Below are 14,495 nucleotides of genomic sequence, written 5' to 3'. Positions count from 1 at the left end.
GTATGCCGCGGGTATAGCGGCCGGTGTCCACGGCCCAGAAAAATTGACACCCGAGGCGGCGGCTGGCGAAATAGGCGTCCTCTCCCTGGAAGGAACCCCGTGCGTCTCGCTCGTCCTCTTGCCGTCGGCCTGCTCGTGGCCGCCGTCTTATCCGCCCCGCAGGCCGCGCAGGCGGCCGCGTTCAAGCACCCCGGTGTCCTGGTCAGCCGCGCTCAGCTCGACTTCGTCAGGGCCAACCTCGGGAACGAGCCGTGGAAGTCGGCGTGGGGCAGCCTGCGCCGCAGCTCCTATGCCTCGCTGTCCTATACGGCCAAGCCACGCGCCGTCGTGGAGTGCGGCCCGGTGTCGAACCCGGACTACGGCTGCTCGGACGAGCGCACGGACGCCATGGCGGCCTACACGCACGCCCTGCAGTGGTATCTCACCAAGGACTCCCGCTACGCCGACAAAGCGATCCAGATCATGGACGCCTGGTCGGCCGTGATCACCAGACACACCGGGGAGAACGCGCCGCTGCAGACCGGATGGGCGGGCGCCAGCTTCTCCCGCGCGGCCGAGCTCATCAAGCACACCTACACCGGCTGGGCCCAGGCCGGCCGGTTCGCCGGCAAGCTCCGCACCGTGTACCTGCCGACCGTGATCGCCGGCGCGCCCAACCGCAACGGCAACTGGGAACTGATCATGACGGATGCCGCCATCGGCATCGCCGTGCACCTCGACGACCGTGCCTCCTTCGACCGGGCGGTCACGACCTGGCGCGGCCGGCTGCCCGCCTACATCTACCTCGAAACGGACGGATCGCTGCCCAAGGCGCCGCCGAACAGCACGTACAACACCAAAGCCGAGATCATCGACTACTGGCACGGCCAGACCAAATTCGTGGACGGGCTCGCTCAGGAGACCTGCCGTGACTTCTGGCACACCGGATGGGGTCTCGCGGCCATCTCCCACGTCGCGGAGACGGCCGGCCACCAGGGCGTGGACCTCTACTCCAAGGCCAAGCACCGGCTCCGGCTCGCGATGGACTACCACGCTCGCCTGCAACTGGGCGGGACGGTGCCGTCGTGGCTGTGCGGCGGAAAGGTCACCCGAACCCTCGGGAAGCACTTCGAGGTCGGCTACAACGCGCTGCACGAGCGTCTCGGCTACGACGACGTTCCGTACGCCACCCGGTGGGTCGAGCAGAGCCGCCCCGTCGGGGTGTCGCACTTCCTGGGCTGGGAGACCCTCACCCACGCGCAGAACCCGCAATACGCCGGGATGAGCGCATCGGCCACGCCGGACTTCGACGCCGACGGGGTGGGCGACCTCTTCTCGGCCGCCACCGGGAAGCTGACCGTCTGGAACGGGGCAGGCGGTAACACGTTCGGCCCGGCCACCCCGCTCAGCGACGGGTGGGCGGACTACAGCAGGCCGATCGCGGGCGACTTCAACGGCGACGGCATCAGCGACCTGCTCGCGGCCAAGAACGACACCAACATCCTGTACGTCTGGAACGGCAAGGGCGCGAACGGCTTCACCGGCCCCACGGAGCTCGGCCCCGGCTGGGGACCGTACGCGAGCACGCTGACGTCGCTGGGGGACGTCAACGAAGACGGCCGCGCCGACATCGGCGCCGTGCACAGCGACACCGGGACGCTGTACATCTGGAACGGCAAGGGCGGCAACAGGTTCGGCCCGGCCGACCCGGTCGGCGGTGGCTGGACCGCGTTCGGCAAGCCGATCGGCGGCGACTTCGACGGCGACGGCATCGGCGACCTGCTCGCGGTCAGGAAGGCCGACAACATCCTGCACGTCTGGAACGGCAAGGGCGCCAACAGCTTCACCGGCGCCGCGGAGGTCGGCGCCGGCTGGGAGCCGTACGCGAGCTCGCTGATGTCGCTGGGGGACGTCAACGGGGACGGCCGCACGGACATCGCCGCCGTGCACGGCAAGACCGGGACGCTGAACATCTGGAACGGCAAGGGCGCGAACAAGTTCGGCCCGGCCGTCCCCGTCAGCTCCGGATGGACGCCGCACTTCTGATCTCAGGACGTCCGAAACCCTCGAACCCATGGGGTTCGAGGGTTTCTCATGAGCGCGGGAGCTCACGCCGCAGCAACGAGAGCTCCGCGTCCACGGCTCGGAAGATTCCTGTTCAACGGGAGCAGACTAGGGAGCGGCGGTATGCCGCCGGTATGTGGTGCCCGCCAGGGCTGGCGATGCGCCATGCGCGGCGGCCTGCTCGCGGGCGTGCAGCCGGACCAGGTCGTGCATCCGGTAGCGATCGGGCCCGGCGGATTCGAGCAGGCAGGCGTCCAGGAGATGGTTGAGCGCGGCTTCCGCCCGGCGTTCCGGCCAGCCGGTGAGAGCGGACGTGCCGGCCGCCGTGTGGACGGGGGTTTCCATCAGCCCGAGCAGGAGGAACACGCGGGAGGCGGCACGACCCCCTGGCTCGCTCAGAAGGTGCTGAAGGCTGATCGAGATGCTGTCGCGGATGGCCAGATCGGCGTGTTCGAGTGCGTCGAGCCGGCGGCCTGGGTCGGCGAGCTGATCGGCCAGACAGGACAGCGTCCGATCGGGCCGGGCCGCCAGGCGGGCCGCCGAGATGCGCAGCGCGAGCGGGAGGCCGCCGCACTGCCGGACGATCTGCTGCGCCGCTCCCGGCTCGTCACGGACCCTGACGGGATCCGCGATGCGGGCGAACAGCGCGGTGGCGTCGGCGTGGCCGAGCCCGGTCAGCTGCAGCCGGCTCGTGCTGTCGAGCGAGGCCATGATCTGCCGGCTGGTGATGACGACCGCGCAGGCGGGCCCGGCGGGGATGAGCGGCCGGACCTGACCGGCGTCGAGCGCGTCATCGAGGACGACGAGCAGATTACGCGCCGAGGTCAGCGACCGGTAGCGGGCGGCGGCCTCTTCCAGGGTGGACGGTATGGCGGCGTCGTCGAGCCCGAGTGAGCGCAGCAACCGGCCGAGAGCCTCGAACGGCCGCAACGGCTGGAGCCCGGCGGTGGCGGCGCGCAGGTTGACGTAGAGGACACCGTCGGCGAAGCGATCGGCGACCGCGTGCGCGACGTGCACGGCCAGCGCGGATTTGCCGACCCCGCCCGGACCGTGCACCGCGGCGACGGCGGGCAGCCCCGGCCTGGTGTCGGTGAGCGTCCTGCGCAGCCGGGCGATCTCCGTGGCCCGCGCGGTGAACGCCCGGATGTCGGCGGGGAGCTCGGTCGGGACGACGGCCTTGGCGAGCGTGGCTCGCTGCGCCGAGGCGCCGAGGTCGAGCGCGGGATCTCGCCGGAGCACCGCCTGCTGCAACCGGCGCAGCGCCACGCCTGGTTCGATGCCCAGCTCTTCGGCCACCACGCGGCGCGTCTCCCGGTACACGTCGAGTGCTTCCGAGAGCCGCGAGGCCCGGTACAGCGCCAGCATCAGCTGGGCGCGCGGACGTTCCCGCAGCGGGTTGGCCGCGACATGGGCGGTGAGCACCGGTACGACCGCTTGATGATCGCCGGCGGCCAGGCGCAGGTCGACGTGGTCCTCCAGCGTGGTCAGGCGCTCCTCCTCCAGGCGAACGGACTCCGTCTGGGCCCACGAGGCGGTCATGCCGGCCAGCGCGTCCCCTCTCCACAGGGCCAGCGCCCGGTGGAACAGCCCGTCCGCCGTCGCGATCTCCCCCTGCGCCCGCGCGGCACGTGCCCGGCGGGCCAGCAGCGAGAACAGGTGGGCGTCGATGCGCTCCCGGGGCAGGTTCAGCTGGTAGCCGCCGGAGACGGTCTCGATGACGTCGTCGCCCTGGTGCGGTGCGAGCACGCCGCGAAGCTTCGACACCACGATGTGCAGCTGCTTGCCCGCCGTCGTCACCGTGCTCTCGCCCCAGATCTGGGCCAGCAGCTGATCCGCCGAAACCGGCTGCCCGGCGCTCAGCGCCAGCCTGGTCAGGACCCCGACCCGGCGCTCGCCGGACAGCACGGCCCGCTCGCCGTTCGCCGTGATCTCCCACGGCCCCAGGATTCTCATCTCCAGTCCCATCAGGGCTCCCTGTCATCTCGGTGCCGACGCGAACTCTGGGCCGGGAGATGTCCGCTCATGGGAGCAGGACCGGCCGCCGTTGCGGCGGTGAGCCGGTGCGGGGCGCGTCCGCCACAAGCGCCGTCACCGCTGAGCGGCGACTCCTCGACATCGGCCTTCGCCCCCGGGCAAAAAGGGGATGCCCGCTGCCTCGTGCAGTGGGTGTCCACGCGATCTGGCCGTGGCCGAGCACCACTGTACGGAGACGGCGGGGGGACCGATGTCCGGCGAATGCCCTACAAAGAGCTCTCGGTCTGGTTGAGCTCGGCGAGCGTGATGAGCCCGTCGTCGAGGGCCCGGCTGACCAGCTCGCTCTTGGTACGGGCGCTTCGTCCCACGTTGGCGTACTTCACCCGCACGCGTGTGATGTAGGTGTCGACGGTCTTGGCGGCGATGTTGAGCTTGGCCGCGACGAGCTCCTTGGAGGAGGAGACGAACCACGCCCGCAGCACCTCGACCTCCCGCTGCGACAGCCGTGGCCGGTCGGCGGAGGTGTCCGCGATGAACGCCCCGGACAGCGACGGCCCGGTGTACGGCTCGCCCTGCGCGGCCGCCCGGATGGCGGGGACCAGGTGATCCGGCCCCTCCCGCTTGGTCAGGTAGGCGAGCGCGCCGAGATCGACGCACTTGATGGCGATGGCGTCTTCTATGTGCTGCGAGTAGACGATCACGCGTCTGCCGGTGTCCACCAGCCTGCGGAGCTCCCCGAAGTCCGGCAGGCCGGGCACCAGCTCCAGGTCGAAGATCACCACATCGGCGGCGGCGCCCGGCCCGGTCCAGACGTCGGCGAGCCGGTCTCCGGCGTCGATGAGGTCGATGGGCGGTACGGCGCGTGCGCACCAGCTGCCGACTCCGGCGGCGATGGCCGCGTGATCGTCGACGATCACGGCGGTGATCAGCTCGTCGGCCGGCATCGGGGCTCCCTCCTGACCATGGTCAGCAGCCGCGCCGCCTCCTGCGCCAACCCGCCACCTCGCTCCCGCCGATCTTGATGGACGAAAGCCTAACGATTGACCGAACCGTAATCACCTTGAGGGGCATTCACCTGACACACCCGCGTCCCGGCGATCCCTAGGCTCGCATCCCGGGGCGCGCGGGAGCGAAGCACGCCCTTCGCGCTGTCGGCCTGCCATGTCCGGGCGGCACAATCGCCCGCTCTGGAGGTTCGCTGATGTCCACCCCTCATCCGCCGTCCCACGGATCCGGCGCGCCCGGACATCCGGGTGGCCGGCACGGCGCGGGGTCCCGGCCTTCCGGCGGCTTTCCACCTCCGGCGCAGGACGGACCGGGACCGGGCGTACGGTGGCCTCCCGGTCCCGGTGGCCAGCCGCCGCCCGGCCCAGGCGGGCAGTGGCCTCCCGGTCCCGGCGGCCAGCACCCGCCCGGCCCAGGCGCGCAGTGGCCTCCGGGTCCCGGCGGGCGCCGGACGCGCCACGGCAGCGGCGGCAAGGGGAAGGGCCCGCTGATCGCCGTCGTCGTCGTGCTCGGCGTCCTCCTGATCGGCGGGCTGGCCACCGGGGGCTGGCTGCTTCTGGGCCGCGGCAAGGCCGGCCCGACCGCGGACCCGGCCTCCGGCCGGAGCGTTCCGGTCCGGTCGCCCACCGCCAAGGAGACCAGGGCCGCCGAGGCGGTGCGGCTCCGGGCGATCACCGGCGACCAGCTCTGCGCAGCCGTACCGGACGATCTGCGTAAGAGCCTGGTCGCCGATGCCGAATACGGCGGGAAGGAGGCGTCCACCGAAGCCGCCGCCGACACCGAGAAACGGGCGGCCTGCAGCTGGGCGAACAACAAGATGAACGTCGGCGACGGCGTCCTCGGTCAGCGCACGCTGAGCATCTCCGTGGCAGCAGGGAGCACAGAGACGCGCGACGCCGCTGACAACGCCGTGGACCGCTTCGGCCAGGACAAGAAGACGCACCAGCGGCGCGTCAACGTCCGGAACGGCAACCGGATCGACGGCAGGACCTCGGGCTCGGCGTTCGGCGAGCTCAAGGCGCTGACGTACGGCGACGCCTCCTACAGCCAGACCTCGATCGGGAGGAGCGGGCTCAAGGCGGAGGTATTCGTCCGGCAGGGACCTTGGCTGATCAAGGTCGGCTACGGCGGTGACAACAGGACCGGCGCCAAGTACCCCACCGGCGACGAGACGCGGGCCGCGGCCGGGAAGGTCGCCGGGCTCATCACCACGGAAATGGCCAAGAGCGCCGCCAAGGTGAAGCTCACCGGCCCCTGCGCCCTCGTCACCACCGGGCAGATCGAGTCGGCGCTCTTCCCCGCCGCCGGTGGACCGTCCGTCGGCACCAATGAGGGCGGCATCAAACAGACCACTTGCACCTGGTCGGTCAAGGAGGCCGTCGAGCACCGGCCTGGGCAGGAATTCACCGCTCGCGGCGGTCAACTGGGCATCCGCGTGGTCGACTGGGGTGGCGGTGACACCGGATCGGCGTACCAGTTCGATCGCGATGCCAGGAAGTACGACCGCTACCACGCCAAGGGCGGCCTCACCGGCGATCGCGTCCACACCGTCTACGAGCCCCGCCAGGAGCTCTCCGGGCTCGGCGACAAGGCATTCGCCGTGGTCTCCAGCACCACCAGGCCGTACGACAAGAGCGCGCCCCCGACGATGGAGATCCTCATCAAGGTCCTGGCCGGCGACAGGACGGTCGAGGTCACGTTCCGGGGGACGACGACCGGAGGCGGCCTCGTCGGCGCCGCCGGCTACCGGGCGCCGTTCTTCGAGCCGGCAGTGGCGCAACCGGCCCTGACGAAGGTGGCCGAGGATTTCCTCGACGGCCTGAACTGACCTGAGGGGCGAGCTGACGACCTGCGACGGCCCGGCTCCTGACCTGACCGTTACTTGCAGGTCTTCTTCTCCGGGGCGCAGAGCTTGAGCTCGGGATAGGTGGTGGACGGGTTGTCCAGCAGCGGTTGCGGCTTCTTCAGCAGGTGCAGGTCGAAGAAGGCGCGGACGTACCTGCGGGTGATCTCCACGGCGCGGGCTCCCGCCAGGCCGGGGTTGCGGTAGACGCCGAGCTGCTCCAGCAGCAACGAGGTGTCGGTGAAGGAGAAGTGCTCGGCTCCCGTCACCACGAGCCAGCGTCTCCAGCCCGTCAGCTGCCGCCAGTCACGATCCCAGGTGGTGTCCTTGCCGCCCGGGCTGTGCATCGCCTGGCTGCCCAGGAACATGAACGGCCGCGACAGGCCGCTGTCCGGGATCGGGTCGAACGTGGTGCCGTCCATGTCGATCCCGGCGCGCACGCGGGTGTCCTTCAGCATGGTGGGAATGGTGACGGCGCCCCCCGCGGACTGGCCCGCCATCGCGATCCGCGACGCGTCGATCAGTGCGGCGCTCCGCCACTTCGGGTGGGGCCCCGTCAGCGAGTCGAGGACGAAGGAGGTGTCGGCCGCCCTGCTCCGGCCCACCTTGCTCCAGAACTCCGCGCCCTTGGGGGCCACCTCGCAGGCGACGCACGTGGTGGTCCGGCCGCCGGGGAAGGTCGTGCCCAGGCTCTCGTAGGTGTGGTCGATCCCGGCCACCACGTACCCCTGGCTGGCCAGGTCCTCGGCCAGGGCCGTGAGCGAGCTGCGGGGCTCGGTGAAGCCCGGGGAGAGCACCACCAGGGGCAGGCTGTGCTTGCGGCCCGCCGGCTCGGCGTCGACGAAGGCGTTGGTACGCGTCTTGCTCAACGCGTCGGGCGGGACGCCGGTCAGCTTCGCGTCTTCGATGAGGAGCTCCGACTCCTTCGCGGTCATGTACGGCGCCGTCCGGCGGCCCGGTGACGTCGCCGGGTACCAGAGGGAGACCATGAGCTCTCTGGCCTTCGCCGCGGGGACCCAGGGGTCGGGACGGGAGGTGTCCTTCAGGTGCAGGAACGTGGTGCCGACCGGATGCGAACCGGTCGGCTTGGGCAGGTACGGCGTACTGCTCACCGCGGTCCGGGCACCGGCGACGGCGGGCACGGTCTGAGGGCCGACGGCGGCCAGCGCGGTCGGGGCGCCGGCGGTGCCGGACGTGGATGCCGAGGCGGCGGGTGCGACGGCGAGGCTCGCGGACGCGGCCAAGGCGAGTAGCCCGGCGAGGGCGATCATGCCGGTACGTGGCACACGACCGGCATACCTCCTGGTGGCGCCCTCCGGTTCGGTCACACGACGCATGGGATGTCCGTTCTTCCGTCGAGACGGCCGCCTCGGCGGAAAGCCCCGCGGCGACCTGATGGCAGGTAAAAGCTAGGCGCAGCCGATCTTCAGGCGCATCGGCCGCTGCGACGACATCGGATACCTCCCGGGAAGGACCGGCGCGGGCTGTCATCACTGCGATGTACTCCCTGCGGACACCGCTCCGGTCAATCAGCACGATGCGCGGCGAACCGAACAGACGCGACAATGCGCAGGTGACAGCACATCAACGACGGATTCGGTGGCGCTACGTGCTCGACATGCTGCGACCGCGAGCGCGAACGGCCCGTCCGTCGCGCGGAGCACTCGTCGCCGACGTCTTGCTCGCGACCGTCCTGGCCGCCGCCGCGGTGTTCGCTGCCACCGGCCTGCAGAGCCCCGACGGCGGCACCGGCGAGCGGCCGCATCCCATGGCCGAGCTGTTGCAGCTTCGGCCGGCTCCCCCGTCCGCACGTCCCTCGCCCGGACCGCCGCCCGCACGTCCCTCGCCCGGTCTCTCGCCCGCCTTGCCGGCCGCGACGCCTGACGCGAGCACCGGCACGCGCTCGCCCGAGCCGGCCCGGCCCACCGGCTCGTCCGTCTCGGTCCGGCCTGCCCCGCACCCACAGGCCGGCCTCGGCGGGAACGACCCGCCGCTGCTCTTGGTGGTGCTCACCGCGTTGCCGCTGGCGGCCCGGCGCCGGTACCCCCTCGCCGTCTTCTGGGTGGTGCTGTCCGCGACGCTGGCCACGACCGGGAGCGAAACGTGGATCACCGTACTGACCGCTGTGATCGCCGCCTACAGCGCCGTCGCCCACAGCCGCAACCGGGTGCCCGCGGCGGCGAGCATCGTGCTCGCGGCGGTGCTCGCCGCCGCCGCGGACCAGGACATCGCCCCCAGCCTCCCCAGCTGGCTGGGGCCCTACGTCATCCTGCTCAGCGCCGGAACGTTGGCGAGCTTTGTCCGGTTCTGGCGGCACAGCAGGCATCGGCTCGCCGAGCTGCGGCAGGCTCAGGAGGACGCCATGCGCAAGGCGGTCCAGGCCGAGCGCTCCCGGATCGCGAGCGAGCTCCACGATGTGGTGACGCACAATGTCAGCATGATGGTGATCCAGGCCGGTGCCGCGCGAAAGGTGCTGGACGCGCAGCCGGAGCAGTCCAAGCAGGCTCTGGTCGCGATCGAGACGTGTGGCCGGGCCGCCATGGCCGAGCTGCGTAACGTCATGGGCCTGCTCGCCGCTCAGGAGGATGGGCACCGAGACAGCCCAGACGGGTACCGAGCCGGCCCGGACGGCGGGCGCCGGTACGGCCCCGACGACGGGCTCGAACCGCAGCCGGGCCTCGGCCAGCTTGACGGCCTCATCGAGCGGGTCCGCGCCGCCGGACTGTCCGTGGACGTCAAGCTGTCACCGCCGCCCGGCCCGCTCTCCCCCGGGGTCGATCTCGCGGTCTACCGGGTCGTACAGGAGGCTCTGACCAACACCGTGAAACATGCCGCGGGCGCGACAGCCACCGTCACGATCAGCCACGACGGCGACCTGCTGCAGATCGAGGTCACCGACACCGGCGGCACGCGGACGGCCCAGTCGCGGACCGGCAACGGCCGCGGCCTGATCGGGCTGCGCGAGCGGCTCGCCCTCTACGGCGGCACCCTGGACACCGCCCGCCCGGCCGGCGGCGGGTACCGGCTCAACGCCCGCATCCCCTGGAGCACCGCATGAGTGCGCCGCTGCGCGCCGTCATCGCCGACGACCAGGCGCTGGTCCGCACCGGATTCCGGATGATACTCAACGCCGACGGCATCGACGTGGTGGCCGAGGCCGCCGACGGGGCGGAAGCGGTCGCCGCCGTCCGGCGTACCAGGCCTGACGTCGTGCTGATGGACATCCGGATGCCGCAGATGGACGGCATCGAAGCCACCCGGCAGATCATGCGCGGCGGCGCGGAGGAGACCCGGGTCCTCATCCTGACCACCTACGATCTCGACCAGTACGTCTACGCCGCGCTCACCGCGGGCGCCAGCGGCTTCCTGCTCAAGGACGTCACCCCCGAGCACCTGGTGGCCTCGGTACGGCTGGTCCGCTCCGGCGACGCCCTGCTCGCACCGACGATCACCCGCCGCCTGGTCGAGCGCTTCGCCCGCCGCGACGACGCCAGGGCCGCCCTCCACCGGGACCTGTCCGAGCTGACGCCGCGCGAGCTGGAGGTGCTGCGCCTGCTCGCCACCGGCCTGAGCAACGCCGAACTCGCCGACCGGCTGACCCTCAGCGCGACCACGGTGAAGACCCACGTCGCCCGCATCCTGTCCAAGCTCGGCCTCCGTGACCGCGTCCAGGCCGTGGTCCTCGCCTACGAGACCGGATTGATCTCCCCCTCCCGCCCGCCTACATGAGGGGCCCAGTCACGTCAACGCGGTCACGTCACAGACGCCGGCCGACCGTGAGGACGGCCAGCCAGTGCCGGGTGAGTCGCTTCTGCGGACGTGCGGCCAGCCGGCGGCGGATCTCGTCGTCGAGCTGTTCGCGCTCGGCCGCCCGCATGGCGATGTGGCCGGAGAAGGTGTCCAGGAGGGCGATGTACTCCTCAGCGGTGTAGTGGAGCGCCCATACGTAGCGCCGCGTTCCGACGACGTCGAAGAGCCCGGATCGCGCGAAGTCGGCGGCGTGGGGGTCGGGCTGGTCCTCGGGCCGTGGCGGCGGCCAGGAGTCGACGTCTCCCAGCCCCATCTCGTCGTACACCTGCTGGATCTCGGTGAAGAACGGGTCGAAGCCCGCGGGAAAGGCGTGGTCGGCGTCCCATACGGCCAGGTGGCCGCCCGGGGGCAGGAGCGCGGCCGCCTTCTCGTACTTCACCTCGGGATCGACCCATTTCCAGGCGGTGGCCGCGTAGAGGAGGTCGAACTGGGCGCCGGCCGGCGGCTCCCACGCCTCGAACGATGAGGTGAGCACCGAGACGCCGGGGAAGTCACGCAGCCCGCGCCGTGCCTCCGCCGCCAGTGCTTCGCCCAGCTCGACGGCGGTGATCCGAAACCCCAGCTCCGCGAGCGGTCGTGTGGCCTTCCCCGGGCCGCAGCCGACTTCGAGAAGGTGCGCGGGCGGTGCGACCCCCGTCATCGCGAGCAGGTCGGAGTACAGCTCGGCCGGGTAGTCGGGGCGCGCCCGCTGATAGCGGGAAGCCACGGTGTCGAAGGTGGCGCGCAAACGTTCGCGGGTCATGCCGCAAGCCTGCCAGGGGGAGAGGGCCTGGTCAGCTCCAGTCGGTCAGCAGGCGCTCGAACTGCTCGCTCGCCGCCACCGGGTCGAAGTCCGGCATGGCCTCGCGCATGAGGTCGTGCGTCTGGCGCTGGGCGTCCGCGCACGCCGCCCCCACCGCCGCGAGCGTCTGCCCGGCCAGCTCCTGGCTGCTCATCCGCGTCGCGCGCGGGCCGTAGGTGACGCCGAGCACCCGGCCGTTCACGTCCACGGTGGCCTTGACCTGGCCCGATGCCGTCTCGCCCGCCCCGACGATCTCGTCGAGGTCCGCCTGCGCCGTCTCCAGCCAGGCCAGCACCCGCTCACCCTGGCGGGCCACCTCGTCGATGCCCTCGTCCTTGATGTCGGCGGGGTCGAAGTGTTGGCCGTACACGCTTGCCTCCGAACCTAGTGAAGAAGATCGCTGGCGACCTGCTCGACCCGCCCGCGTACGAAGGTCTCGTCGAGCGGCTGGGGCAGCGCGGCGGCGTTCTCCGCCGCGTCCGCGATCTCCTGCGCCTTGCGCGCCGCGTCGTCCTGCGCCGCCCGGAGCACGGCGGCGACCTCGCGGCCGAGCGCCGATTCGCCGAGCCGCAGCGCCCGCGGGTCGATGTGCAGCCCGGTCAGCCCGCCCGAGCCGTCGGCGGCCGCTTCGAGCAGCCCGTCCTTGCTCTTCGCCCGGCCTTCCACCTGCCGGATCGCGGACTGTGCCGCCTGCAGGTCGCGGATGACCTGCTGTCCTTGGGCGAAGTATTCGAGCAGGTACTCGTCGTCGTTGTCCGGGGTGGGTGGCCGCATGTCGGACCTCCGGCTGTCAGGAGAGCGAACAGCGGCCCAGTCTAGACACATACCACCGCGATTTTGACATTGAGCTGTAGATCTCATGAATGACAAGTGTTGGAACGATCATGACAAATGACGATATGGTGCGTCGGCATGACGGGACTTGAGATCGCCTTGGGGGCGGTGGGGCAGGAAGCCTCCCGGATCAGGACCCATGGAGAGGACTACAACGCCGCGCTGGATCCGCTCAGAACGCGCGGCGACGGGGTGTCCTCGTTCGGGGATGACGGTCTGTTCGGGATGTTCACCAGCATGTACGCCGAGTGCCGCGCCGTGTCGATGGCCGCGCTCACCGGGCTGTCCACGGTGCTGGCCGACACCGGCGACGGCCTGCACGCCGTGGTGAACAACACGCGCGACGGTGAGGCCGCGAGCACCGAGACCACCCAGAACATCGGTCGCACATGGCTGTAGTGCTTCCCCCGGAAGCGGCCGGGATGATGCAGCTGCTCGGTCCCTGGCCGAACATGAACGAGGACGACGTCAGGGCCGAGGGCAACGCCGCGCGAATCGCCCAGTCCGGTACGGCCCCCGCGGCGAGCGGCGCCGATTCCGCGGTCCGCGCCGCCCAGCAGGTCTACCGCGGCGAGTCCGCCACCAGCATGGAGAAGCACTGGGAGAGAACCGGTGCGCAGGGCCACGTCGCTCAGGCGAACGCCTCGATGAAGGTGGTGCCGGTGGCCCTGGACGGCACCGCCTCCGTGGTGTCGGCGGTGAAGGTGGCGGCGGGCACGCAGGCGGTGTTCACCGCGGTCGGCGTGGCCAAGGCGCTGATGTTCGGCGGGGCGGTCGGGGCGACGGTCGCGACGGCCCGGGTGCTGGCGTCGCGTCAGGCGGTCAGGAAGATCCTGCGTGAGGGCAGCGAGGGCACCGGCAAGGTGATCGCTCCCATCGTGCGCCGCCGGGTCACCGACCCGATGCGCCGCATCCTGGACGACCTTCGCCGCCCAGGAGGTCCGGGGACCCGGCTGGCCGCGGCCGGTCCGCGCGGCGGCGTCCCCTTGCGGACGTCCGGCCTGCGGAACCCGTCCGGACCCCGGTCCCTCAAGGACAACATCGCCCAGATGGCCCGCGGCAACCGGCGGAACGACCGGGGCAACAACCGGGGCAGGGGCAACAGCGGCGACAGCGGCCGCAGCGGGGGCTTCTGGTCCCGGAACTCGAACCAGGGCTCACAGCATGACGGAAGGATCCACGGCGATCCGCCCACCAGCGCCAAAGGCATGACGGAGTCGGAGGCGAAGGCCGCCAAGGCCGCGCTGGAGAAGAGCATCAAGGCGAGGAAGAAAGAGGAAGACAGGAAGGGTTACGAGGTCGGGCACGCGGAGCGGATCAGAAGAGAAGAGAAAGCGCTCAAAGACCTCAACGACAGCATCCGGCGCGGGCAGTACGACTCGACGCCCGACACCTCCAGCGGGAGCACATACAGTAGTGGGAGCTCTCAAGCCAACGCCGACCGCTACCCCACTGACGCGGAGTACGAGCAGCAGAAGAAGAACAGGAAATGGTAGGGCCGATGCAGCCGCAAGCGGGCGAGGACCTGATCGAACGCATCCTTGCGCATCCGGCCGACGGCGACGTCGTGGGCCCGGCGGCCAACGACCTGCTCAGCGAGCTCTACGCCGGATACCCCGTCGAAAACCTCACCAGGCTGCTGCACAGCGGTGACGACCAGCTCGTGCCGACGGCGACCTGGTTGCTGTCGGAGCTCGGCGAGCTCGCCGAGCCGCTGATCGACGAGGTGCCGCCCCTCCTGTCCAGCCCGGTCCGCAGCGTACGGTACGACGCGATAGGGGTGGTGCTGGACAACGCCGACGAGCGGCACGGGCCCATCATCGCGCAGGTCATGAACCTGAGCCGCGACCCCGAGAGCGGCGTCCGCTGGAAGGTGCTCGAATTCCTGGCTGAGGCCTCGATCGAGCAGCTCAGGGCAGGGGCGTCGAGCCTGCCCCCCGGCCAGATCAAGGAGCTGGCCGAGTGGCTGATCCTCCAGGACGACGAGGAGCCCGACGCGGCCGGCATCGTCATCCGGCTGGAGGCGGGCGACCCGGTGACCCGGCTGTTCGCGGCGGCCGCCGCCGCGAGCCTGTCGGACGGGGAGAACACGAGCCTCCTGGAGCACGCGGCCCTGGTCGAGGAAGAGGAGATCCGCTCGTTCGCCCAGGAGCGGCTGAGCGAATCGGACTGACCCGGACGCGCCGGCGGCACCCGTACCGGGGC

13 protein-coding genes are annotated in these 14,495 nt (G+C 71.1%); 7 read left to right on the top strand and 6 right to left on the bottom strand.

Annotated elements, in window-relative coordinates:
• Positions 1–99: 99 nt before the first annotated feature.
• Entirely contained in the window at positions 100–2,025 is a 1,926-nt protein-coding gene (locus tag ABEA43_RS06555) for an FG-GAP-like repeat-containing protein (RefSeq protein ID WP_345559686.1), read from the top strand.
• 126 nt (positions 2,026–2,151) lie between these two features.
• On the opposite strand, the gene ABEA43_RS06550 is transcribed toward ABEA43_RS06555, so the two are convergent.
• Together ABEA43_RS06550 and ABEA43_RS06545 are read right to left on the bottom strand one after the other, a co-directional pair.
• The gene (locus ABEA43_RS06550; RefSeq protein ID WP_345559685.1) at positions 2,152–4,008 is read right to left on the bottom strand and encodes an AfsR/SARP family transcriptional regulator; all 1,857 of its coding nucleotides are present in this window, start codon (positions 4,006–4,008) and stop codon (positions 2,152–2,154) included.
• A gap of 275 nt (positions 4,009–4,283) precedes the next feature.
• Positions 4,284–4,961: a response regulator gene (locus tag ABEA43_RS06545; protein WP_345559684.1), complete on the bottom strand. Its 678-nt coding sequence runs from the start codon at positions 4,959–4,961 to the stop codon at positions 4,284–4,286.
• A gap of 566 nt (positions 4,962–5,527) precedes the next feature.
• Here ABEA43_RS06545 and ABEA43_RS06540 point away from each other — a divergent pair.
• Positions 5,528–6,850, top strand: a complete 1,323-nt coding sequence (locus ABEA43_RS06540) for a hypothetical protein (RefSeq protein WP_345559683.1) — start codon at positions 5,528–5,530, stop codon at positions 6,848–6,850.
• 50 nt (positions 6,851–6,900) lie between these two features.
• Here ABEA43_RS06540 and ABEA43_RS06535 read toward each other — a convergent pair whose 3' ends face one another.
• Entirely contained in the window at positions 6,901–8,193 is a 1,293-nt protein-coding gene (locus ABEA43_RS06535) for an alpha/beta hydrolase family protein (RefSeq protein WP_345559682.1), read from the bottom strand.
• Between the two features lie 290 nt (positions 8,194–8,483).
• Between ABEA43_RS06535 and ABEA43_RS06530 the strand changes: the two genes are divergently transcribed.
• Positions 8,484–9,923, top strand: a complete 1,440-nt coding sequence (locus ABEA43_RS06530; protein WP_345559681.1) for a sensor histidine kinase — start codon at positions 8,484–8,486, stop codon at positions 9,921–9,923.
• A complete protein-coding gene (locus tag ABEA43_RS06525) occupies positions 9,920–10,594 on the top strand; it encodes a response regulator (RefSeq protein ID WP_345559680.1) in 675 nt (224 codons plus the stop codon). Before ABEA43_RS06530 ends, ABEA43_RS06525 begins: the two co-directional genes overlap by 4 nt.
• A 28-nt stretch (positions 10,595–10,622) precedes the next feature.
• Here the strand turns inward: ABEA43_RS06525 and ABEA43_RS06520 are convergent, their stop codons facing one another.
• Genes ABEA43_RS06520 through ABEA43_RS06510 form a run of 3 tightly spaced genes read right to left on the bottom strand, consistent with a single transcriptional unit; the run spans position 10,623 to position 12,230 of the window.
• Complete coding sequence (locus tag ABEA43_RS06520; RefSeq protein ID WP_345559679.1) at positions 10,623–11,417, bottom strand: class I SAM-dependent methyltransferase; 795 nt, start codon at positions 11,415–11,417, stop codon at positions 10,623–10,625.
• A 31-nt stretch (positions 11,418–11,448) separates the two neighbouring features.
• Positions 11,449–11,826, bottom strand: coding sequence for a YbaB/EbfC family nucleoid-associated protein (locus tag ABEA43_RS06515; RefSeq protein WP_345559678.1), 378 nt, complete (start codon positions 11,824–11,826; stop codon positions 11,449–11,451).
• Positions 11,827–11,840: 14 nt separating this feature from the next.
• Positions 11,841–12,230: a YbaB/EbfC family nucleoid-associated protein gene (locus ABEA43_RS06510; protein WP_345559677.1), complete on the bottom strand. Its 390-nt coding sequence runs from the start codon at positions 12,228–12,230 to the stop codon at positions 11,841–11,843.
• A 138-nt stretch (positions 12,231–12,368) separates the two neighbouring features.
• Here ABEA43_RS06510 and ABEA43_RS06505 point away from each other — a divergent pair, with 138 nt between their 5' ends.
• The 3 genes from ABEA43_RS06505 to ABEA43_RS06495 are packed head-to-tail and all read left to right on the top strand — an operon-like array spanning position 12,369 to position 14,463.
• Positions 12,369–12,689 carry a hypothetical protein gene (locus tag ABEA43_RS06505; RefSeq protein WP_345559676.1) on the top strand — a complete coding sequence of 107 codons (321 nt, stop codon included), beginning with the start codon at positions 12,369–12,371 and terminating at the stop codon, positions 12,687–12,689.
• Positions 12,680–13,786, top strand: coding sequence for a hypothetical protein (locus ABEA43_RS06500; RefSeq protein WP_345559675.1), 1,107 nt, complete (start codon positions 12,680–12,682; stop codon positions 13,784–13,786). The genes ABEA43_RS06505 and ABEA43_RS06500 overlap by 10 nt, the downstream gene beginning before the upstream one ends.
• Before the next feature lie 5 nt (positions 13,787–13,791).
• A complete protein-coding gene (locus ABEA43_RS06495; RefSeq protein WP_345559674.1) occupies positions 13,792–14,463 on the top strand; it encodes a hypothetical protein in 672 nt (223 codons plus the stop codon).
• Positions 14,464–14,495 lie beyond the last annotated feature (32 nt).

This window comes from Nonomuraea rosea, from assembly GCF_039539705.1.
Lineage (GTDB): Bacteria > Actinomycetota > Actinomycetes > Streptosporangiales > Streptosporangiaceae > Nonomuraea > Nonomuraea rosea.
This window is presented reverse-complemented; position numbering and strand designations above follow the sequence as displayed.